Below are 21,676 nucleotides of genomic sequence, written 5' to 3' on the forward strand. Positions count from 1 at the left end.
CTTCCAATGTTAATTGTTCGACATTAGCTTTTCGTGGACTTCCTTCTTGTCTTGGCCTACAGATTGAATCTTTGGATTGACTGCAACTTCGATTACAGCAGGCAGCCCTGAAGCAATCGCCCTTTGCAACGCTGGCGCAAAATCACTATTTTTTTCAACCTTTTCACCATGTGCTCCAAATAAACGCGCCAATTCAGCAAAATCAGGATTGGACAAGTCAGTTCCAACGACCCGATTTGGAAAATGCCTTTCTTGATGTACACGAATTGTTCCGTAAATATTGTTGTTCACAACAATTGATATAGTCGGAATTTTATACCGTACAGCGGTTTCAATCTCTTGGAGAGTCATCATAAAGCCGCCGTCTCCTGAAATAGAAACAACATGTTTGTGAGGCTTCGCCAGCTTTGCCCCAATAGCAGCAGGCAGTCCATATCCCATCGCACCCGAAGTTGGCCCCACGTATGTGTTTTCTTGTTCAAAACGATAATATCTGGATAGCCATCCAAAAAAGTTTCCTGCATCATTTGTAATGATGGTATCCTTCGGCAGACCGACGGCAAGATCATGCATCAATCCGTCCATATCCACGAAATCTTCTGTATAGTCGGCCTTGAGTTCAGAAAATTCCATATATTTATCGTGCAATTCCTTCAAATGATCCTCGCTTGAAATAGATTCTGATTCTGGCGTTAGCATTGCTTGTTCCAAGAAGCTCTTGGCGTCTGCTTCAATGGCAAGGGAAGGAGCATACACTTTACCAAAAATTTCCGGACAAATATCCACATGGATCAGTTTAGTATTTTTAGAAAGCAAGGTGTAATCTTGGGTTCCTACTTGAGAGAATCGTGTCCCTAATGCCAAAACTACATCTGCGTCACGGATTGCATCAAGTAAATATTGAGGTGTCCCAAACCCAAGCCATCCTGCATAGCAAGGGTGTGAGTTCGGAAACGCGTCAAATCGACGGAAAGCTGTAACGACAGGAAGTTTCATTGTCTCTACAAATTGTACAAGCAGCCTGTTGGCCTTAGCGTGAATCACACCTCCGCCTGCAATCAATACGGGGCGCTCCGCGTTTCGTATCGTATCCATCGCCCGCTTCACATCTTCCATATGTGGTTGAGGAGGACGCGGGCGATAAGATGGATTAATGTTCAACTCTGCCTCATCTTCTAACATGTCATGCGGTAAAGCCACTAATACAGGGCCCGGCCGACCCGATCGCGCAATATGGAAAGCCCGCTGCAATAATTCCGGGATTCTTTCCACACGATCGATCTCTATCGTCCATTTACATAAATGACTGAAAAAACCCGTCAAATTCACTTCCTGAAATGCTTCCTTCTCTTTAAAAGGGCGTTCGACTTGGCCAATAAGCGCAACCAAAGGGGTTGAATCTTGAGCAGCAGTATGAATGCCGATAGCTAAGTTTGTAGCCCCCACTCCACGCGTTGCCATACAAACTCCTACCTCCCCTGAAGCCTTGGCATAACCTTCCGCCATAAAAGAGGCACCGCCTTCATGCCTGGCGGAAATAAGTTCTATTTCAGGATGTTGATATAGTGCATCCATTACACTAAGATAACTTTCACCTGGTACACAAAAAGCTTTTTTCACCCCTTCTATAGCCATTACTTCTACGACTGCTCTTCCTCCACTGACTTTCATAATCAAGCCTCCCGCTTTCAAGTACGTGTTTTTGTTCTCGTAATTTATGATTATATTAATATTGAACTCATTCCCACTATCATTTAATAAGTTTTTCCATACTGGAAACTTGTTTTTTCTCTTCCATCCGAATTGAAGTTTTTCCAGTAACGGCACTCACTCCCGAAGTTACTGCAATGTTGATGAATAATACAGCTAACCCCACATCAAGATCTTGTATTCCTTGCGGTAGAGATGGAAATAAAGTAGCAAGCGTCGTACCTGAAGTAGTCGAGTATATGACAATTAGGATTCCAACGATCATTCCGGCAAAAGCTCCTTGAACGGTAATCGGATTCTTTTTCCACAGACTGAAAAAAAGTGCTGGAAACAACTGTGCCATGAAGCTATATGCCATAAGATATAACGTAAAAATCGACTCCCCGCCATTGAACGTAAAATATAGAGTCACTATAGAAATGACAGGTACTAACATCCTGCTCAGTCTTTGAAGCTGCTCATCTGATGTATTCGGCTTCCACACCTTATATACATTTTTTGAAAGGATCGTGGCCGTAGCCGTCAACACGAGTGAACTGGGTATAAGGGCGGCCATCGCCCCTGATGCTCCAATAACTCCGACAAACCAGGGATCAAATGACATCTTCGCCATTTTAAATAAAGCTAAGTCTGCTTCCGCTCCCTGTAAATTCGGAACTTGGAGAATCGCAGAAAAACCAATAAATAACGAAAAAATGATGATTACTTGATAAATTGGCATAATCATCCTTATCAACAAATGCTAAACTCGAATCTTCCAAACCTTTTTTATCAGAAAAAACAGATAATTATCACTGTATTATTACATTGACACCCCTTTAGTTAAGGGCTCATTTACAGCCCAGTTCGGTTTTACGCCAGTAAGAACTTGTTCCACCTGCATTGCTGCATGTACAGCCATGCGTACGGAACCTTCCTTCGTCAATGCCGCATTATGAGGACTGACAATCACATTATCCAATTTAAAAAGGGGATTCCATTTATCAGGAGGTTCAACTTCAAATACGTCTATTCCAGCTCCGGCAATCTCGCCTGCTTGCAAAGCGTTTACTAAATCAATTTCCTTCACCACTCCGCCCCTGGAAGCGTTTACAAAAAAGGAGGAAGGTTTCATCCAGGAAAACTCACGGCTTCCTATTATTCCTTTTGTTGTTTTCGTTAACGGCAGATGTAGACTAATAACATCAGAGTTTCTGAATACCCGTTCTAAATCTGTTGCTATCTCCAGCTCTGAATTCGGGCTGGCTGTAACATAAGGGTCGTAGCCAATCACTTTCATATCGAAGCCTTCGGAAGCCTTTTTTGCCAGTATTCTACCGATTCTCCCTAGTCCGATAATCCCCAAAGTCTTGCCTTCCAAGTCCATGCCAAAAAGTTGATTACGGATAGCAAAATTCCCGCTGCGCAGCTCTTTATCAGCCAAGCTTAAGTTTTTGGACAATGATAAAATTAATGCCATTACATGTTCAGCTACAGAATTCGCATTCGCCTCTGGGGTATTTGTTACATATATGCCACGCTCTGTAGCGGCTTCGATATCGATATTGTCCAAGCCCACTCCATACTTAGCTATTACTTTGAGGTTTTCAGCTGCTGTAATAACTTCTCTATTTATTACAGCCGTTGATCTCGTTAATACTGCATCACAACCCTTGATTTCTTCCATAAGAATTTCTTGCGACAAATCAGACCCTACTTTAATCTTAAAGCCTTTTTCTACTAAATAACTTTTCCCCTCTTTCTCAATATCTTGAGGAATATACACTAAATGACTCACATTCCCACCAACCTTTCATGTTAACCTTGAAGGAAAAACCTTTCCTACTACATTGTTTATATACAATTATTGTGCCAACATAAAAAACATCCGTTTATTCAAGAAAGAAGCCAATTAGTCCTCAAATTAAGAGATAAATAAAGTAAACAATTTGTTTCATAATGAATTAATTTGTTTCAATACGTTTCAATTTATTTCAATCTTCAAGCTTTTCATCTTTCTCCATAATGTCGTGCGACTCATGCCTAACTCAAAGGCGGCTTTTCCTTTATTAAAATTAACCTTCGTTAACGTTTGAACAATTCTTTCACGCTCGGATAAATGTATTCCGGGTGACATATCGCTCTCTCCGTCAGTTTGCGACAGCGGTATTTTCTTTTTAACTATATTCGGAAAATACATTTCGATATCGTACACATCAATTAATTTGTTCTTATAAAGAGCACATAATCGCTCACAAAAATTTTGCAATTGGCGAATATTCCCCTCCCAATTCCCTTCACTTAGCTTTTTCATGGCACTATCCGTGATCTTGATTTGTTTTTGTTCCGAATGACCTTTCCGAATAAAGGCATTCACCAATAACGGAATATCTTCTCTGCGTTCCCGAAGCGGAGGCAATACAAGGTCCAGCACACTCAAGCGATAATACAGATCCTCCCGAAAGTCATTACTTTTTACCATTTGCATGAGGTCTTTGTTCGTTGCAGACACAATTCTCACATCAACCGGAATTACTTTATCATCACCGATGCGCATGATTTCCCGCTCCTGCAGGACACGTAGCAGCCGGCTTTGCATTTTCGGGGAGATTTCTCCGATTTCATCTAAAAAAATCGTACCTCTATGGGCCAGTTCAAAAAATCCTTGCTTTCCGCCTTTCATGGCTCCCGTGAAAGCTCCTTCTGCATATCCGAAAAGCTCACTTTCCAATAGATTTTCGGGAAGGGCTGCGCAATTAATGGCTACAAACGGGTTATTTTTACGGTTGCTATGATTATGTATGCTTTGGGCGAATATTTCCTTGCCCGTTCCAGTTTCTCCAATTATAAGAATGTTTGAATCTACTTCACTATAACGTTGAGCCGTTTCAATCGTCCTCTTGATTTCCGAACTCCGATACAATATATCATCAAATGTGTACTTCGCCACATGTCCGCGTGAATGAAGCTTTCTAAAGAACTTCCCTTCCATCTCCTGAATGCGGGTAACATCTTGAAAGGCGACCATATCCCCCACTTTTTTACCTTTTAAAAATATCCCGACTTTTTTTACCGATAATTGAATGGATTGGTAAGCAACCGTATCTTTTTCGTATTCATCATCGCTTAAAAGCATATTACGAAATTTCCCGGGCTTTATTATATCGTATATGGAATTTCCATTTAAGCTCCCCTTGGCAATGGACAAAATCTCCTGAGCCGCCGTATTAAATACGGATATTTGTCCCTTTAAATCTATAGCAATAACCCCTTCATAGGCATAATTAAGAATCGTTTGGTAACGCTTGGTCTTCTCCTGTTCCCTTCTGCTGACAAGAGCTACTCGTTTCGCCTCAATCAACGCCTGCCGAAATGATTCCTTTCCAGTATCCACCAGAATGGCTCCCAACCCTATTTCTTCGGCATATTTACATGTACTTAAACCACTTAACACAACCTCACAGCCATCTCTGGCTGCTAAATCCACTAAACTGACTGAGGACTCGATATCATTTAATATATAGGACTGAATTGGCAAATCAACGATATCCGAAAGGTTTTCAACACCATAAATCATATTTAACGCACCTATGACAGCCACTTTTTTACTGCCAAAACGAGCCTTGCAATCATACAGGGAACGAATGAGATCGATACCCTGCACTGGTATATCAACGATTGGAATGAATTCATTGCTTTCTTTTAAAAGTTTCGTGATTAACCCCCTTGAGATGATTACATCAGCATCAAGCTTCAGCTTTCCAATCTTATCGGCATCCTCAACTACCTCCTCTAATACAAACTTCACCGATCCGTTATCATTGTTTTCCGATGCTTCCAACTTGTTGAATTCCTCAAATCTTTCAAAGGCGTCCGTAATATACCCTTTTCGAGGAACAACGAGTTTTATTTTTATCAAAACACCCACCTCCAACCTAAAATCATTTTGCTTTATTGGATAAAGCTCAAAGCCCTGGTCATACAAGGTCTTGATAGTTCGAGTTAGCTAAGAATGCCGTAAAGTTTTTCAATGCCAGAATATGAAAAGTTAATGCCTTAAGTACGCATGAGATTAATTCCCCATTTTATCAAGATATTCCATCTTTCACTTTTAAAAATAAAAAACCCTGTTATCGTGGGTTTTTTCATCACAAGGATTTCGATTGGTATTAAATATCACAATAAGAATGGTCATTCAATTCTTCTCAATAAAACTTGCTTTTCATCACTGGAAAACGCTTTTTAACATTATAATCAGTATAATGATTCTCAAGGGGAAAATCATCATGAATAAAATATCTATAATTTCTTAAAGTGGCATCGGCTTCTGCTTTTTCACCATAATCCCCCTCCCTTTCTCGCTAATAGGACTATATTCCTTTATTCTTCATACCAATGTGGAATTCCTTTTGATTTTATCGTTAGTGACAATAAAATTAGCCTACAAAAAGATTAACCCCGTTCAAGAATTCTGAACGGGGTTTTTAAATAAATAAGAGCTGTTTAATTTTGAGTTTTTATGGAGTTTAGTTCTCAAACATCATAAGTCTGTTCATTCAAGGTGGTTTTACTTGCGAACTTAAAAAGGATCGGCTATGACAAGGATTTTCCCTGCTTTAATATCCTCCATATATTGATCGACTTCGGCTTCCTCCAGTCCAAGATCCAATAATGGCTTCCTCAATCCGCCTGCTCCCGATGCTGCCCCGGCTGCGGCTCCGCCAAATGTGGTGAAAATCGGACCCGCTGCCAATATCGGACCAATTCCTGGTACGGCCAATGCACTCATTCCAATAAGCAGGCCTGTCAACCCGACAGCTCCGCCGGCTGCTGCCCCAGCTACTAATCCATCAGTTTTTGCCGGGCTGACTTCCTCGGCTTCAGTTGGTAATTTATCGATATTTTTTGCCACTACTGATATTTGATCGGATGTATATCCTTGTTCCTTTAAATTTTTGACTGCTGTAGTCGCTTCATTTTCATTATCATATATTGCTATAAACCTCTTGTCCATGGTATCTGCTCCTTTAAAAGTAATGTATTGTACAATACCCTTAATTGAGGTTTAATAACCTTCCATGAAAGAAATGAATTTCATTCCCGGATTTGCCCCTGGCCGTATATGAAGTACTTGCTTGATGTTAAGGCCGGTAACCCCATTGGTCCACGTGCATGCAGCTTTTGTGTGGAAATGCCGATTTCTGCGCCATAACCGAATTCAAAGCCGTCTGTAAAACGGGTGGAAGCATTGTGATAAACTGCTGCGGCATCTACTTTATTCAAAAATGCGTAAGCATTTTGTTCATCCCTCGTTAGGATTGCTTCAGAATGCTTGGAACCGTACCGGTTTATGTGATCAATGGCATCGGATACACCTTTTACAGTTTTCACGCTGAGTTTTAAAGCCAGGTACTCAGTTGACCAATCTTCCTCCGTAGCCGTTTTCGCTCTCGGAAAGGAGCTGCAAACCGCTTCATCTCCATATAATTCAATACCCTTTTCGTCCAGGAGTTCCAGAATACGCACTCCATTTTCTTTAAACCATTCTTCATGGATTAGAAGCCCCTCAATAGCATTGCATACGGATGGGCGCTGAGTTTTACCGTTTAAGACAATTTTCTCGACCATCGTGATATCTGCGGTCTGATCGATGAAGATATGGCAATTGCCTGCACCTGTCTCAAGGACGGGAACAGTGGACTCCTTAATGACCGTTTCAATTAAATTCTTTCCGCCGCGGGGAATCAAAACATCTAAATACTCATTAAGATGAAAAAGTTCCTTAGCGGTTTCACGACTTGTATCCTCGATCAACTGAACAGCTTCTACAGGGATTTCCGTATTCTCCAATGCTTTATGAATGGAAGAGACTAGTGCCATATTGGAGTATTTAGCTGAAGAGCTGCCTCTTAAGATGACAGCATTCCCCGTTTTCAAGGATAATGTAGCTGCATCGATGGTCACGTTAGGCCTTGCTTCATAAATCATTCCGATTACCCCGATCGGCACCCGTTGCTTTTTAATCAATAAACCATTCTCTTTTTCGATCGTCTCCAATCGTTCCCCAATCGGATCATTTAAATCGATTAAAAGCATAATGGCCGCTGCCATGTCATCAATACGGTTAACATTCAACATAATTCGATCTAATATAGACTCGCTGAGACCTTTTTTCCTGCCATCTTCCAGATCCTTTTGGTTTTCCTTTATCAAAAAATCTTTATCGATAATAAGTTGTTTAGCAATTTTTCCAAGTGCCTCATTCTTCTTTTCCGTACTCAAACCGATTAGCTGATAACTGGCTTTTTTGGCTGCCTTTCCTTTCGCCGTCACTTCACTCATTTCCAAATTCACCCTTTTTTCTTGAAATTTATTTTTTATGCTTTCACCCATTTATCGCGATGGATAACTTCTATGGAAGTGATTATAAGCTCGGATGTCCTCTTTCCCATCGCCTGTTTTAATTCTTCGTCGGAATAAAGGACCTCACCCCGCCCTAATAACCCATTTGCACCAAAGACTTCGACAACATCACCCTTATTGAAGACTCCTTTAATTTCATAAATTCCAGCTGGCAGCAGACTGCTGCCATTTGAAACTAAGGCCCTTTCGGCACCTTCATCAACGAAAATTTTCCCGGATACTTTTGAATGAAGTGATATCCATTGTTTGTTTTTCGTTACCGTCGTCAAGAGATCATTCCCAATATACGTGCCATCACCATTGCCTTCAAGGATTGTTAGAAGTTTATCACTCCCCAAACCAGAACCGATGAATACTTTCACCCCTAGAGACAATGCAGTTTGCGCTGCAATCAGCTTCGATTTCATCCCACCGGTTCCGACATTGGAACCTGCACCTTCTGCCATTTGCAATAAATCATCCGTTATTTCGGATAGCTTATCAAATCGTTTAGCCCCTGGATTTGTCTGTGGATTGGAATCATAAAGCCCATTAATGTCCGTTAATATGATCAAGTTGGACGCGTGGACCAGGCCGCTTACTAAGGCGGATAGCATATCATTATCACCAAAAGTCAACTCCTCGACCGATACTGTATCATTTTCATTTATGATCGGAAGGATGCCGCGTTCAAGCAATTCCATCAATGTGGCATATGCATTTTTATATCTATCTTTTTTCGAGAAATCTTTCCTTGTTAATAAAATCTGCGCCGGAACGATTCCAAAATGCCCCAATTGTTCCATATACGATTGAATCAATAGGCTTTGACCTACAGCTGCAGCAGCTTGTTTTCCTTTGAGAGTGACAGGTCTCGTCGGGTAGCCAAGCTTGCGAAAACCTGTCGCTACAGCACCTGATGAAACAAGGACAACTTCATGTCCGGCTTTCCTTAAAGCTGCCACTGCCTGGATATGATCGGAAAATTTATTCTGGTCGATTTCACCTTGTGTGTTGGTCAAAGAACTACTTCCTATCTTTACAACGATGCGTTTCTTTTCCATCGATTACTTCCTCCAATAAATATCTAAGACATGAAAAAAAGCCCTTTTCATCCTCGAAATAAGGACGAAAAGGGCTGCTCTCCGTGGTACCACCTTCATTGAATGCAAATTCATGCATTCCACTTTGCCTGATAACGCCAGGATTTGCGCCTATGTTTTGCATAGGACTCAAGAAGCAGGTTCTGCGCATTCCTGTCGCGGGCCTTCCAGCAATTGACGCCGCTCTCTGTCACAGTGATTCTCGCATACTAATCTTCTCTCAACGTTCATTGTTTTAATATAGTATGCAAAATTATCTTCTTGATGTCAATAACATTCCTTCGATGAATGAACCTTATAGCGCCATGGCTGGGCCGAAGAATTCATAGTGGATTTTATCCGTATCTACCCCAAGCTCTTTCAGGTAAGTGATGACGGCCTTCATGAAAGGCACAGGGCCGCACACATAATAATCAGCCTCAGGTTTAACAATACTGCTCAATAATTCCTTATCAACATACCCTTGCTTTGCAAAATTCGGCAGGTTCTTATCATCCTCACTCGGATTTTTAAAGACAAGGGATAAATGATAACTGGCAAGCTTGTGCGTTAGTTCTGTCAGTTCCGTTCTGAACGGCTGTAAAGTGCCTTTATCGGATGCGTGAATGAATTGGACATCACGCTCAGGTGTTTGTTCAGCTACTGCATGAACCATACTCATGAAAGGCGTTATGCCAACGCCTCCGCTCAAGAATACTGCCGGAGTTCGTTTTCCCAAATCAATGGTGAAATCACCTGCAGGAGCCGTTACTTCTATACTGTCACCCATCTGAATGGATTCATGCAAGTAGTTAGAGACCCTTCCATCAGGAGAGGTTCCAGGCTTTTCTTTTTTAACGGAAATCCGGAAGTAATCTTTTCCCGGAACATCAGACAAACTATACTGACGGTTGAATAAATAGCGTTCACCCGGTATCTCGATACGAACGGTAATATATTGTCCAGGAAGAAATGCTGGAACCTTGTCACCATTTGATGGCTTTAAATAAAAGGAAGTGATTACGTCACTTTCCCGCACTTTTTCCACCACTGTGAATCGTTTGAAATCAGACCATCCGCCGACCTGATTGGAAGCTTGATTGTACATTTCCTTTTCAATGCTAATGAAAACATCGGCAATGACTCCATAGGCCTCTCCCCAAGCTTGGAGGATCTCTTCTGTAGCCGAATCTTGTAACACTTCCTTGATTGCTCCTAATAGATATTCTCCAACAATAGGATAATGTTCAGCTTTAACAGCAAGACTTCTGTGTTTTTGTGCTATTTGCTTCACGGCAGGTAAGATTGTTTCAAGTTGATCTATATGTTTAGCCGCTGCCAAAACCGTGTTGGCAAGTGCAGTTTGCTGGCGCCCCTTTTTTTGATTGGCGTGATTAAAGACATTTAACAATTCAGGATGTGCTTCGAAAAGATTTTTATAGAATACAGTTGTGATAGTTGCACCATGCACTTCTAATACGGGTACGGTTGATTTGATAACATCGATAGTTTTTTGGGATAGCATAGGTAAACCCCTCTTCATAAACAAGTATTTTAAATACATGTTTATATTAGAACTTAAATGCATTAAAAGCAATATTTTTTATACATCTTTTTAAATAATAAGTTTTCATGTTTATAAAATGTTCACATTTATGATATAGTCTAATGGGGATAGAATGTGAGGCGATAAACATGAGGTTGACGAGTTATTCCGATTACTCACTAAGAGTGTTGATTTACCTGGCTTCCCACGACCAAAGCAAATTGTCAAATATTAAAGAGATATCTGAAGTTTATCAACTGTCTAAAAATCACTTGATGAAGATTGTTCATAATCTAGGTAAATTAGGCTATATTGAGACCATACGTGGAAGAAATGGCGGTTTCCGGCTTGCAAAATCACCCGCCGAAATAAATGTAGGGGAACTGGTACGGAGAACTGAAGAAGATTTTTATTTAGTGGAATGTTTTAAAGATCACGATAACTGTGTAATTTCTCCCGTTTGTTCATTGAAATTTGTCCTTAATAATGCCTTGGATGCTTTTTTAAAGGTCCTTGATCAATATACGATTGCAGACTTCAGCGAAAATAAAGTGATGCTCAAAACTTATTTCGATTCAGTTAAGCAGCATGACGAAAAGCCCGATTTTTTATAATCGGGCTCTTTTTCATTAACCGATGATTCGTTCAATCTGCCATTCCTTTTCCATTCGCAAATCCATGATCCCTGAACCCGTTTTCAATAGGACTTTAAGGGGATCGTATGGATTGATCATGATGATCGTCCCGTTTCGCCCATTGGTAAGCGTGACTTCTTTTCCGACTAAAGTGGACATTAATCGGTTTACAAACTCCAGCAGTATCTCTGGATTGAATTTACCGAACTTATCGCTGTTCATTTGCTCAATCACCTTATAAAACGGCATGGCCTGATGATATACACGATTTGAAGACATCGCATGGAATACATCGGCTATTGCGACGATTTTCGAATGATGATGGATATCATTCCCCATCAGACCATGTGGATAGCCTTTCCCATCTTCCCGTTCATGGTGCTGAAGGGCTGTTAATGCAATCGATGGTGGGATTCCTGGGATACTTTTAAGTAATTCATAACCATAAATGGCATGGCGTTTCATTTCTTCATATTCTGCCGCAGTCAGTTTACCCGGCTTTTCCAATATACTATCCGGAATCCTTGTTTTACCCACGTCATGCAGTGTGGCTGCCAGTGTCAGTGCTGAAAGGTTTTCTTTCGATAATCCAAGCTTCATCCCTAGATAAGTGGCAATGATTCCGACACCGATATTATGCTTATACGTGTACTCGTTATTTGCTTGCAGCTCTTCGAAAAGGTAATAAACATCAGGATTCTTTGCAGCTTGTGCAATGACAGGTGCTACCTCCGCTTTAATCTCTTCAACATTTTCAAGCTGTATTTTTCCTTCATTACGTATATCTTGAAAGATGTTTTTGATTCGAATAGAAGCTTTATTGATTCTTTCATGAATCTTTACTTTAGGTTGTAAATGATCTTCAGTTAGAGTAGATTCACCTTTTTTCAATTCTTCCATTTTGAAATCAATTTCAGGTATGGTAAGAGGCGGATTCGCTTTATTAATCAGCTTCCCTCTTCTATTTTTCATCGCTCTCACACTTTTCTCTATTTTTTACCTATAATACCATATCTGACATTGTGTCTTAATGAAAACAATTTTTTGGCACTTAAGTTCGGTCACTAAGTTCATTGCCTAGGCGTTTTAATTTTTCACCAACCGTACATTCTGAAATACAAAACTGATGGGCATACGTACGCCCCTTCTCTTTTCGAAAATGCTTTCGTAAAAAACAATCCTGGCAAAATGAAGCAAGAACATCTTCCACTTCTTCATATATTTTTTTCCTGTTCATTGTTGTTATGGCTCCTTTGATTCAACAATCTCTATTTTGCTGAAAATAGCTTTTCCCTGCAGTGCAAGTGTTGCCAGGCGATCAGCTTCCTGGTTTTCCTTCCGAGAAATTGGTTTGCAGACCGGAATGATCTTTAATTTATCCAGTTTCGCTTCAATGCGGTCCAGCCATTTATTTAAGTTTTCTTCCATACAGGGCCATTCACCGGAAAGTTGATTTAAGACAACGAGAGAATCCCCTTTAAAGACACAGCTTTGATGATGCACCCCAAGTTCTTCCATCTGACTGACCGCTTCATGAAATGCCGCATATTCCGCTTCATTATTGGATTCGAATTGGTCCAATTTCACGTTGGTGCGTAACCGCCAGAACTTCTTACCTTGTCGAAAGTAAATAGCTACACCGAGTCCTGCCACCCTTTCATCTTTTTGAAAACCGCCATCAAAAAAAACCGTCACATCCTGCGGCTCTTCCTCAACTTCCGTCAGGAGTTTCTTTAGCTCTTTCTTCGTCCATGTTGTATCGAATTCATCCTTGAATTCCACTTCTTTCAGCCTTCCTGCCTTTTCAAGATCCTCCGTAATGACCAGTGCAGTCCCGGCATCAAGCCAATCTGAAACGAAATCGGCAGATGGTTTTTTTGAAGCATGATATGTCCATTGCATAATTACCTTCAAAGATTTCCAGCTCCTTATCCATTCACCATTCATGCAGAACAGCTTACAATTTTCATACCTTTTTTTCGTCATACCCTTTATAATATATTGTAAGCATTTGAATCACTCTTTTTAATTATAGTTCCCATATCAGCCTGAAATTCTCATGTTTCAATCTTATTTTATATGAAACATTTTTTATAAAGGCATATTGACAGTTAAACTCGAGGAGGAGCATATATTGATCGAAGTGTATATTGATGGTGCCAGTGCGGGCAATCCCGGGCCGAGCGGCGCAGGTGTTTTCATAAATAATAACGGTGTGGTCGAGAGGCATTCAATTCCGCTTGGAAATATGGAAAACCATGAAGCGGAATACCATGCTTTAATCAAAGCATTGGAAATTTGTGTAGCCAATAAGTATCAAGTCGTTTCTTTCCGTACTGACTCCCAAGCCATCAACCAGGCCATTGAAAAAAGATTTGCAAAAAATAAGTATGCGATATTGCTGGAACGGGCGCTAAAGCTTTCCGACGAACTTGAATTATTTTTCATGAAATGGATTCCAAACCTTGAAAACAAGTCCGCGGATGAATTGGCGAGACGGGCCATTCGCATGAATAAGGCTGAGGAAATTCATGAACAAGACAGCTGATTTTTCGTTATTATTCGTTGTATTCATCTGGGGCGTGACTTTTGTTATGGTTCAAAACGCCCTGTCATTTCTTGACCCATTCACGTTTAATGCCGTCCGTTTCTTCATGGCCTTCGTTTTCTTGCTCATTCCATATATATCGACTTTACACAAAAGGGGGAAAACTTGGAATAAGGGCCTCATTATAGCCGGGTTTCATATTGGGGTTTGGCTTTTTCTGGGATATGGGCTTCAAACGATCGGATTGAATTATACGACTCCTGCGAAGACAGGCTTCATAACAGGATTAAGTGTCGTCATGGTACCGGTTTTTTCCTTGCTGCTTTTAAAACATCGGCTTTCCCGCAATACATTGATCGGTGTCGCAGCGGCAACCATTGGGCTTTATCTAATGACTTTCGCTGACCGCTCCAATTTGAATATCGGTGATTTACTGGTATTTTTATGCGCAATCAGTTTTGCCATGCAGATCATAACTACCGCTAGATATGCCAAGACCCTACCCGCTTTACCGTTGACGCTTATTCAGGTTTCGACCGTATCTTTATTATCATTTGTTTCAGCCTTCATTTTCAACGAGAATCATTCCGTCATCTTCAGCTCTGAGGTCATGTTACAGAAGGATGTATGGACTGCTTTATTGGTTACTGCAGCCCTTGCCACGGCGTTCGCCTTTTTCGCACAAACCTTCTTCCAAGCTTATACGACACCTACAAGAGTGGCGCTGATCTTTTCTATGGAACCGGTTTTTGCTGCGTTATCCTCATACATATTGATAGGGGAAAAATTGACTACCGCCTCCATCATCGGCTGCGCATTCATTTTCTTGGGAATGATTTTCGCTGAACTGCCTGTTAAGAAAAAGAAATCGGTGACACAGGAGTTTTCTTGAAAAGCCCAATTAAATAAATCGGACTCCCAGTTACGAAGTCCGATTTATTTAAGCAGCCCCTGTTCTTTTGCAAACGATACCGCTGCACTACGCGTTTCAATGCCATTTTGTTTTAAGTTTTCCAAAAAGGAAATATAAAAACTGCCATCAAAATTCTTTTGTACCTTCAATGTCAATTCTATTGCTGCATTGACTAAAATATCACTTGCATCCGTGTAGCGCTTACCAAAATAAATAAAACCAATAGCGTCATTACCAAAAGTGAATCCCTTACCCTCTAAAAAACTAACATACTCTTCAGTTGACTTCGCCAATTCTGCATCCACTCCATACTTCATACCTTATTTTCATCTTACCGTATATCAAAGATTTTGACTATCCATTTTTCGACAAAAAAATCACCATACAAAATAACGGAGCTCCCATTTGGAAGCTCCGCTTGTTTGATTAAATCATTCGCAGTAAAGCCCTGAATTCATGATCATTAGCCAGATTTTTTACCTTCTCGCGATCATACTGATAGACCGCATCGTCCAAAGAACATGAAATTGGTACATCACATTTTATTTCTGCTAGCTTTCTGGATAAATGAAGCATATCGACGGCGGATTCAATTTTAGCCCGCTGCCCATTCGTCAATGAAGCAACATTTTCAAGAATCCCTTCGATATTTTGATACTGGATCAATAATTTCAACGCTGTCTTTTCCCCTATTCCTTTAACTCCGGGATAGTTATCAGCTGTATCACCCATTAAAGCTTTTAAATCGATCATTTGTCTTGGTGTAATCCCTTTCCATTCAAAAAAGCTATCGGGATTATGCACCTCATAGTTACCATACCCTTTTTTTAACAAAAGTACGGAAATGTTTTCATCTATTAACTGCAGCATATCTTGATCGCCAGTCAATATACCCACCCGGCTATTTTGGGCAGATGCCTTGGCAATTGTCCCGATACAGTCATCCGCCTCATATCCAGAGAGCCCTATGTTAGGGATATCAAATGCTTCAACCGCTTTTTTCGCCAGGTCGAATTGAGGAATCATTTCGACTGGAGCTTCTGATCGATTAGCCTTGTATCCATCAAATAATTCATTTCTGAAGGTCTTGCTGCCCATATCCCAACAAACCGCTACATGACTGGGTGAAAAGTGATTCACCGCCGTCAGCATATGCTTCAAAAAACCTTGAACGGCATTGGTTGGTATGCCTTTCGAGTTAATCATGAATTGACCAGTAACAGCCGTTGCATAAAAAGCTCTAAATAAAAGCGCCATCCCATCGACAAGCATAAAGGAAGGGTGCTGCTCGTTTTCTTTCATTAACACATTATCACCTCTATCATGATGTACTTCCATTTTAACATAACCGTCCCCTTTTTTAAGGATCGTTTAATTGGAAAAAATATTATTCAATTGGATTATCATCATAGGAGATCCAGTCACTGAAACTGCCAATATAAATCTTCACATCTTTAAAACCCGCTTCTTTCAGGGCGATATAATTTGGTGATGCGGTTACACCTGAACCGCAGTAAACAATGATTTCATTATCATTACCGATGCCTGTGAAATTCGACTGAAGATCTTCCTTCTTTTTAAAATAGCCATTTTCCAGAACGTTCGTCCACACCTTATTTACGGCACCAGGTATATGGCCGGCTTTTTTATCAATCGGCTCCTCAATTCCCTCGTAGCGTTTAGATTCCCTTGAATCGATTAAAATGACATCGTCTGGCCTATTCATTGTGTAATTCTTTACTGTTTGGAAAGAAGCAAAAACGGACTCATTTAAATCAATATGATATTCAGCTGGCACATAATTCGTTTGATTCGAGTCAATGGGATAGCCCGCATCCCTCCAGGCGCGATATCCCCCGTTAAGAACAAAAACTTTCCTATGTCCAAGGTAGCTCAGCAGCCACGCAAACCTGGAAGCAAAAGAACCTTCTCCGCCATCATAAGCAATGAGTACCGTATCATTGGTGATTCCATGTGATTCCAGTTTACCTTTAATGGTTTCCAGGTCAGGAAGAGGATGTCTTCCTCCATGTTCTTTAACCTGACCCGATAAGTCCTTTTCTAGATCGAAATAAACAGCGCCTGAAATATGGTCTTTTTTGTATGCCTTATACCCTGCATCAGGAGTGCCTAGCTGAAAGCGGCAGTCACAAATTCTGATATCATTGGAATTCAACAACGGCAACAGCTCTTCTTTTTCGATTATTAAACTCATCTGTATAACCCCCTACTTCAAAATGGCCCAAATTAATTCATTAAGCTCCGTTTCCATGCTCTTCCCTTGATGTAGCCCAGTTATCTCATTCTTTAAGGAAAGTGATTTCCCTTCCAATAGCAAAAGATTCTTTTCACTTTCATTGTTGCTTATACATTCTTCCATTTGTTTTGCCTTGAATATCCGGGTCATCCCGGTTTTCAATTCTTGATCAATTGAAACCAAATCAAGTAATTCCCATACCGATAAAGGTGGCAGTGAACCCCGTTGGATGATATATTCCAAGATTAAATATGAACGGCATACTTGTACCCATATTTTTAGTTCTTTTCTTTTGGTTTCTTTTGTTTTTGTCAATTGTTGAAGATTGTCGCTCATCATCCGATAATAATGGTGCCCCAGTGCCTTTTTGGAATAGCAATCCGCTATCAAACCATTCATCTTCCTATAATAATCCGGATGCATAATCAACTTGATTTGCGACTGAAATAATTCAAATAAAGCAGGATTACTCTTTAAGGTAAGACGTGATGTTTTAAATAGATCCCAGCCTTCCATGTCAAATTGGCCTTCTTTCATTTGAATGACTTCAACTGGCTGACTTAAGCTGAGGTATGATCGCTTATCATTATGAACATATATAAATCGAACATCATAATCAGATTGGCCGGATGCTAAACCAAAAGAATGGCTGCCAGTAACAGCAGCCATCAAAATGGTCATATCCTCTTTCTTTTCCAGGTATCTCAATCTTGAAATAAGGTTTTCTTTCATGAATGAACCTCGTTTCTATTTCGAATGCATTTTTGCCAATTCAGCTACAGCATTTTCATAATACGGTAAATCGACCGTTTCCTCCAATGCTGCACGTAAGCCTGCAAAGATATCCGATATTTCCGTTTTAAACTCTTTTTGAATCGCAAGTAACTCTTGATCGAGGACTTCAGTATACATTTCGAAAATCCGCTCACCCTGTTCTTTAACATATATAAGGGCAGGTTCATCCAAACGCTTCTGAAGCCCTTCGCTCATTTTCGCTTTCTCATTTTTTTCAAAGAAAGATTTTGGATTTTTAAATAATGCTAATTCCTTTTTGAATTCTCCCGTATCCAATTGGGCAAAAGCTCCTGTAAATTCAATGGACTCCCTCTCATTAGGCTCATATGGCTGCAATGAAAGGGTTCTTCTTACTTTTTGCATTTGCTGAAGCAAACTGCTTTGTTTCTCATTCAGTAATTTATTTACGAACATTTCCGTCCTTAATGCCGTTGCCCGCATTTCCTGGGCAAGGTCAAAGCCTAACGCATCCAATAAGTTCTTCATCGATTGCTTGAGGACAATTTTCAGATCGCCTCCATCATCTTTTAAAACAGCCGGATTGAACGATTCTTTAAAGAAATCATTAAACCGGAAGAAGACTCGTTGTTTACTATAGAAGGTCAATTCGTCGACTTCTTTTTTCAAACGCTGCCTTTCTGCATCCCCTTTAATGACTGAGAGGAGTTCCGAAATGGACTGTGACTCTTGAGAAAGGGTCTCCAGGGCATTTCGTTTCGCTTTCTCATCCTGCCTTGAAGCTGTAATTACATCTCGTAGCAGTTCTTCCGTTCTTTTTACAGCCGCTTGAGCCGATTCAATTGCAAGTCCAGTTAAATCGTTTTCTATGAAAGAATCGAATTGGCCTTGGAATTCGGAAATTCCGCTATTAGGAAGGAAAGAATGCTTAAATGAACCAGGCGTTTGTTTTTCCATCAACGCTCCCTTACTCGTAAGCGGGAACAGTTTTGGAAAACGGATTCCGAATCCATTCAATTGATCTGTGACATAATCCATCACTTCGTCCAATTCGTCAGTGGTTTGAGCCAGATCGACGGCATTGACAATGAAAAACATCTTATCCATAGCGAATGAATCTTTCACACGTCCAAGTTGTATCAAGAACTCCCTGTCCGCCCGTGAGAATGGGTGATTATAATAGGTCACAAAAAGAATGGCATCCGAATTCTTAATATATTCGAAAGCTGCTCCTGTATGTCGTGCATTTATCGAATCCGCCCCAGGCGTGTCAACAAGGACCATCCCCTGCTTTGTCATTTCACAGTCATAACGCAATTCAATCAGATCAACAAGACATGACTTGGACTCTTCTGCAGCAAAACGTTTAAATCCTTCAAGATCTACCGTAACCACATTTCCTAGATCATTTTGGTACTCAGGCAGCCCTTGATGAAAAGCCCTTAGAAAGGATAAATGAGTCTTCCCCTTATCGACTTCCCCCGCCTTCGCAATGATTTGCCCTGCTAGTTGGAGGGCTTCATCTAGAGTCTTTGCCGATTTATCAAAAGCTGCCAAGGCCAGGCTTACATCTTCCAACAGCATTGCTTCGGTCTTTAATTTGACGGTTGCCGTTCCATGTGGATGCTCAGCGTCCGAAGACATGATTTTGTTGATTGCGGCAGTTGTCGGATTTGGTGAAACAGGAAGAACGCTTTCTCCCATCAACGCATTGGCAAAGGAAGATTTGCCCGCACTGAATGCACCGAAGAGGGCAACCGTGAACGTCTGCTGTTCCAAGCGATTTGCCTTCTCTTTCAATTCCTTATAAAGTGATTGAAATCCTCTCAAAGGTTGTATAAGCTTGGCTGCCTGTTGTAAACTCGCTGCAGTCTCCATCAGCTTTTCTTTTCCGCGTAAATCAGCAGCATCAGATGAAGAAACTGTCACGGAAGGTACAGCTTCCTTGTTTTCTTTATCATAATCACTTTCAGGTTGTTCGTTGACGGACCTTGAATTACTTCCTTTTTCGGTTTTCATGATTTTGACCGTAATATTTTTTTCCTCTTCATTCCATTGAGTTAACAGCATATCGATATCACGCTCATCTGCTAATGATTCAGTTTGATGGGCAATGGCCTCTAAACGCTCCGTTTGGTAAACGATTTCCGCGTTCATCGCAGCAGTAACTTTAAGGGCTTCCGCAAATTCAGAATATCCTTCAAGCTCCTTATCGATGGATATAGACTGCCGTTCCACTATTCCTTCCATAACGGTAACCATTTCATTCAAAAATCCTTCAGATACATCACGTGCTTTCTTTTTGATGGCTGATGCTAAATCATTCGTATAGTTTAAAACGTATTCACCCGTAATATCGACTTGAGGCCTCAAAGAATTTTTTATGTAAGATTCCGTTACCTCGATCTGAAGTGCCTGAGCCTTACCTTCAAGTGTTGAATCATGGATCTCCGCTTGATTAAGCATTTTAACTGCTAATTCTTTAATATGCCATTCAAGCTGGGTTTTTACCTTTTCTTGTAGATCGCTCAAGAACGCCTTGATACGTGCCTCACGTTCGGCATCCGTTTTTTTCTTGGCAAATAATAGACCCATTTTAAAATCTGGCTGAGCCGATTCCAAGAAAGATTTACCCAGGTCCCGTGTTGCCGCGGGCATGATGTACGCACCTTTCAAAATCGTTTCTAATGCATCAGCGTAATGTACCTTGATGTCCTCTATGCGTCCCGTTAATGATTTTTTTTCTTTCAATAGGCTGTCTACTTGATTCGTCAGGTGTACTCGTTCTTCATGAGGAAGTTCTGACAATACTTCAAAATCATCGGCATGTTCCTCTTCATACTGCTCCTTCAGCCAATTAAGATGCCTTTCGACAAGGGCATTAGCAGATTGCATGATGGCATCTTTGCCATCATTTAGACCTTTGCCAGCCATTTCATATATGAATTGCTTGACCACTTCTATTTCATTTTCACTATTGTTCAAGTCTCTTACGGAAGTATAAAAAATCCCGTCAGGATATACATTCCAGTTCGCAAATGCTTCAGAAACGGAAAGCTTGAAGTCTTGAAAGCTAAGCTCGTTCTCATCATGCTTATCAATCATATTGATAATTAAGTATGTCGGTTTTTCAGCCTCTAACAGCTCTTTAGTGAATAGGAAGTTCACCTCTGATTGGACGTGATTGTAGTCCATGACATAGAAGACGACATCAGCTAGATGCAAGGCAGATTCCGTAGAAACTCTATGTGCATCATCTGTTGAATCAATTCCTGGCGTATCCATGATCGCACATGAATCCGGCAGTGAAAAATCATTGGAGCTTATCGTTATTGCCGATACTGAGTCTCCATCCTTGGCAAATTTCTTGACCTCTTTAAAATCATAAGGTGCAGGAAATAATACTGGTGGCTGATGATGGTAAAAGACCTTGGCATAGTCTTCCCCTTTTTGGACCTTTACCGTATTCGCACTCGTTGGAATCGGACTTGAAGGCAGTACTTGATCACCAAGGAAAAAATTGATCATACTGGATTTCCCCGCTGAAAAATGCCCGCAAAATGCAATGATGAACTCCTCTTTATTCACTTTCATGATTAACTGTTTCAGTTTATCGGCATTGCCTGTATCACCTGCCGATTGAAATTTCTCATACATGGCAGTCAAAATCCCCAATTTGGACTGTTGCTTTAATGTTTCTTGAATCATGAATCCATACCCCTTAATCTATCGTCATTTTGATATTCTTATTGTAAACGATTTCGTTTGTTATTCATACCATCAGCTTTATTTTTACTATATGATTCATTACATTCCATGTTCAAAAAAAAAACCACCGATTGGTGGATTCA

General features: G+C 40.6%; 19 protein-coding genes and 1 other annotated feature. Of the genes, 3 read left to right on the top strand and 16 right to left on the bottom strand.

Going from position 1 to position 21,676, the window contains the following annotated elements:
- Positions 1–9: 9 nt before the first annotated feature.
- The 8 genes from ACIROD_RS03495 to hmpA form a co-directional block, all read right to left on the bottom strand.
- Complete coding sequence (locus ACIROD_RS03495; RefSeq protein ID WP_402937985.1) at positions 10–1,671, bottom strand: thiamine pyrophosphate-dependent enzyme; 1,662 nt, start codon at positions 1,669–1,671, stop codon at positions 10–12.
- A gap of 79 nt (positions 1,672–1,750) precedes the next feature.
- Entirely contained in the window at positions 1,751–2,431 is a 681-nt protein-coding gene (locus tag ACIROD_RS03500; protein ID WP_402937988.1) for a sodium:solute symporter family transporter, read from the bottom strand.
- Positions 2,432–2,512: 81 nt separating this feature from the next.
- Positions 2,513–3,487 carry a hydroxyacid dehydrogenase gene (locus ACIROD_RS03505; RefSeq protein ID WP_260358966.1) on the bottom strand — a complete coding sequence of 325 codons (975 nt, stop codon included), beginning with the start codon at positions 3,485–3,487 and terminating at the stop codon, positions 2,513–2,515.
- Positions 3,488–3,673: 186 nt separating this feature from the next.
- Positions 3,674–5,608 (bottom strand): sigma 54-interacting transcriptional regulator, encoded by a 1,935-nt coding sequence (locus ACIROD_RS03510; protein WP_402937993.1) that lies wholly within the window; start codon positions 5,606–5,608, stop codon positions 3,674–3,676.
- 660 nt (positions 5,609–6,268) lie between these two features.
- Positions 6,269–6,703, bottom strand: coding sequence for a general stress protein (locus tag ACIROD_RS03515; protein ID WP_402937996.1), 435 nt, complete (start codon positions 6,701–6,703; stop codon positions 6,269–6,271).
- A gap of 80 nt (positions 6,704–6,783) precedes the next feature.
- Complete coding sequence (locus tag ACIROD_RS03520; protein ID WP_252266974.1) at positions 6,784–8,031, bottom strand: glutamate-5-semialdehyde dehydrogenase; 1,248 nt, start codon at positions 8,029–8,031, stop codon at positions 6,784–6,786.
- 35 nt (positions 8,032–8,066) lie between these two features.
- Positions 8,067–9,155: a glutamate 5-kinase gene (proB, locus tag ACIROD_RS03525; protein ID WP_063593971.1), complete on the bottom strand. Its 1,089-nt coding sequence runs from the start codon at positions 9,153–9,155 to the stop codon at positions 8,067–8,069.
- 57 nt (positions 9,156–9,212) lie between these two features.
- Positions 9,213–9,427, bottom strand: a binding site (T-box leader).
- 62 nt (positions 9,428–9,489) lie between these two features.
- Complete coding sequence (gene hmpA, locus ACIROD_RS03530; RefSeq protein WP_402938001.1) at positions 9,490–10,698, bottom strand: NO-inducible flavohemoprotein; 1,209 nt, start codon at positions 10,696–10,698, stop codon at positions 9,490–9,492.
- A gap of 170 nt (positions 10,699–10,868) precedes the next feature.
- Here hmpA and ACIROD_RS03535 point away from each other — a divergent pair, with 170 nt between their 5' ends.
- Positions 10,869–11,333 carry an RrF2 family transcriptional regulator gene (locus tag ACIROD_RS03535; protein WP_101222351.1) on the top strand — a complete coding sequence of 155 codons (465 nt, stop codon included), beginning with the start codon at positions 10,869–10,871 and terminating at the stop codon, positions 11,331–11,333.
- 15 nt (positions 11,334–11,348) lie between these two features.
- Here the strand turns inward: ACIROD_RS03535 and ACIROD_RS03540 are convergent, their stop codons facing one another.
- The 3 genes from ACIROD_RS03540 to ACIROD_RS03550 form a co-directional block, all read right to left on the bottom strand.
- Positions 11,349–12,326: an HD-GYP domain-containing protein gene (locus ACIROD_RS03540; protein WP_402938005.1), complete on the bottom strand. Its 978-nt coding sequence runs from the start codon at positions 12,324–12,326 to the stop codon at positions 11,349–11,351.
- A 79-nt stretch (positions 12,327–12,405) separates the two neighbouring features.
- Entirely contained in the window at positions 12,406–12,591 is a 186-nt protein-coding gene (locus tag ACIROD_RS03545) for a zinc-finger domain-containing protein (protein ID WP_101222353.1), read from the bottom strand.
- A gap of 5 nt (positions 12,592–12,596) precedes the next feature.
- Complete coding sequence (locus ACIROD_RS03550) at positions 12,597–13,268, bottom strand: ribonuclease H family protein (RefSeq protein WP_230176920.1); 672 nt, start codon at positions 13,266–13,268, stop codon at positions 12,597–12,599.
- Between the two features lie 220 nt (positions 13,269–13,488).
- Here ACIROD_RS03550 and ACIROD_RS03555 point away from each other — a divergent pair, with 220 nt between their 5' ends.
- Both ACIROD_RS03555 and ACIROD_RS03560 read left to right on the top strand, forming a co-directional pair.
- Positions 13,489–13,902, top strand: a complete 414-nt coding sequence (locus ACIROD_RS03555; RefSeq protein WP_402938009.1) for a reverse transcriptase-like protein — start codon at positions 13,489–13,491, stop codon at positions 13,900–13,902.
- The gene (locus ACIROD_RS03560; RefSeq protein ID WP_402938012.1) at positions 13,886–14,794 is read left to right on the top strand and encodes a DMT family transporter; all 909 of its coding nucleotides are present in this window, start codon (positions 13,886–13,888) and stop codon (positions 14,792–14,794) included. Before ACIROD_RS03555 ends, ACIROD_RS03560 begins: the two co-directional genes overlap by 17 nt.
- A gap of 44 nt (positions 14,795–14,838) precedes the next feature.
- On the opposite strand, the gene ACIROD_RS03565 is transcribed toward ACIROD_RS03560, so the two are convergent.
- The 5 genes from ACIROD_RS03565 to ACIROD_RS03585 all read right to left on the bottom strand — a co-directional run bounded on the left by ACIROD_RS03565 (position 14,839) and on the right by ACIROD_RS03585 (position 21,533).
- Complete coding sequence (locus ACIROD_RS03565) at positions 14,839–15,120, bottom strand: DUF6123 family protein (protein ID WP_230176922.1); 282 nt, start codon at positions 15,118–15,120, stop codon at positions 14,839–14,841.
- A gap of 121 nt (positions 15,121–15,241) precedes the next feature.
- A complete protein-coding gene (locus ACIROD_RS03570; protein WP_101223445.1) occupies positions 15,242–16,117 on the bottom strand; it encodes a 5'-3' exonuclease in 876 nt (291 codons plus the stop codon).
- An 85-nt stretch (positions 16,118–16,202) separates the two neighbouring features.
- A complete protein-coding gene (locus tag ACIROD_RS03575; protein ID WP_402938017.1) occupies positions 16,203–17,030 on the bottom strand; it encodes a sulfurtransferase in 828 nt (275 codons plus the stop codon).
- A gap of 12 nt (positions 17,031–17,042) precedes the next feature.
- Positions 17,043–17,804, bottom strand: a complete 762-nt coding sequence (locus ACIROD_RS03580) for a nucleotidyltransferase domain-containing protein (RefSeq protein ID WP_402938020.1) — start codon at positions 17,802–17,804, stop codon at positions 17,043–17,045.
- A 15-nt stretch (positions 17,805–17,819) separates the two neighbouring features.
- Complete coding sequence (locus ACIROD_RS03585; RefSeq protein ID WP_402938023.1) at positions 17,820–21,533, bottom strand: dynamin family protein; 3,714 nt, start codon at positions 21,531–21,533, stop codon at positions 17,820–17,822.
- Positions 21,534–21,676: the final 143 nt, after the last annotated feature.

The organism is Peribacillus sp. NPDC101481 (assembly GCF_044767165.1).
Taxonomy (GTDB): domain Bacteria; phylum Bacillota; class Bacilli; order Bacillales; family DSM-1321; genus Peribacillus.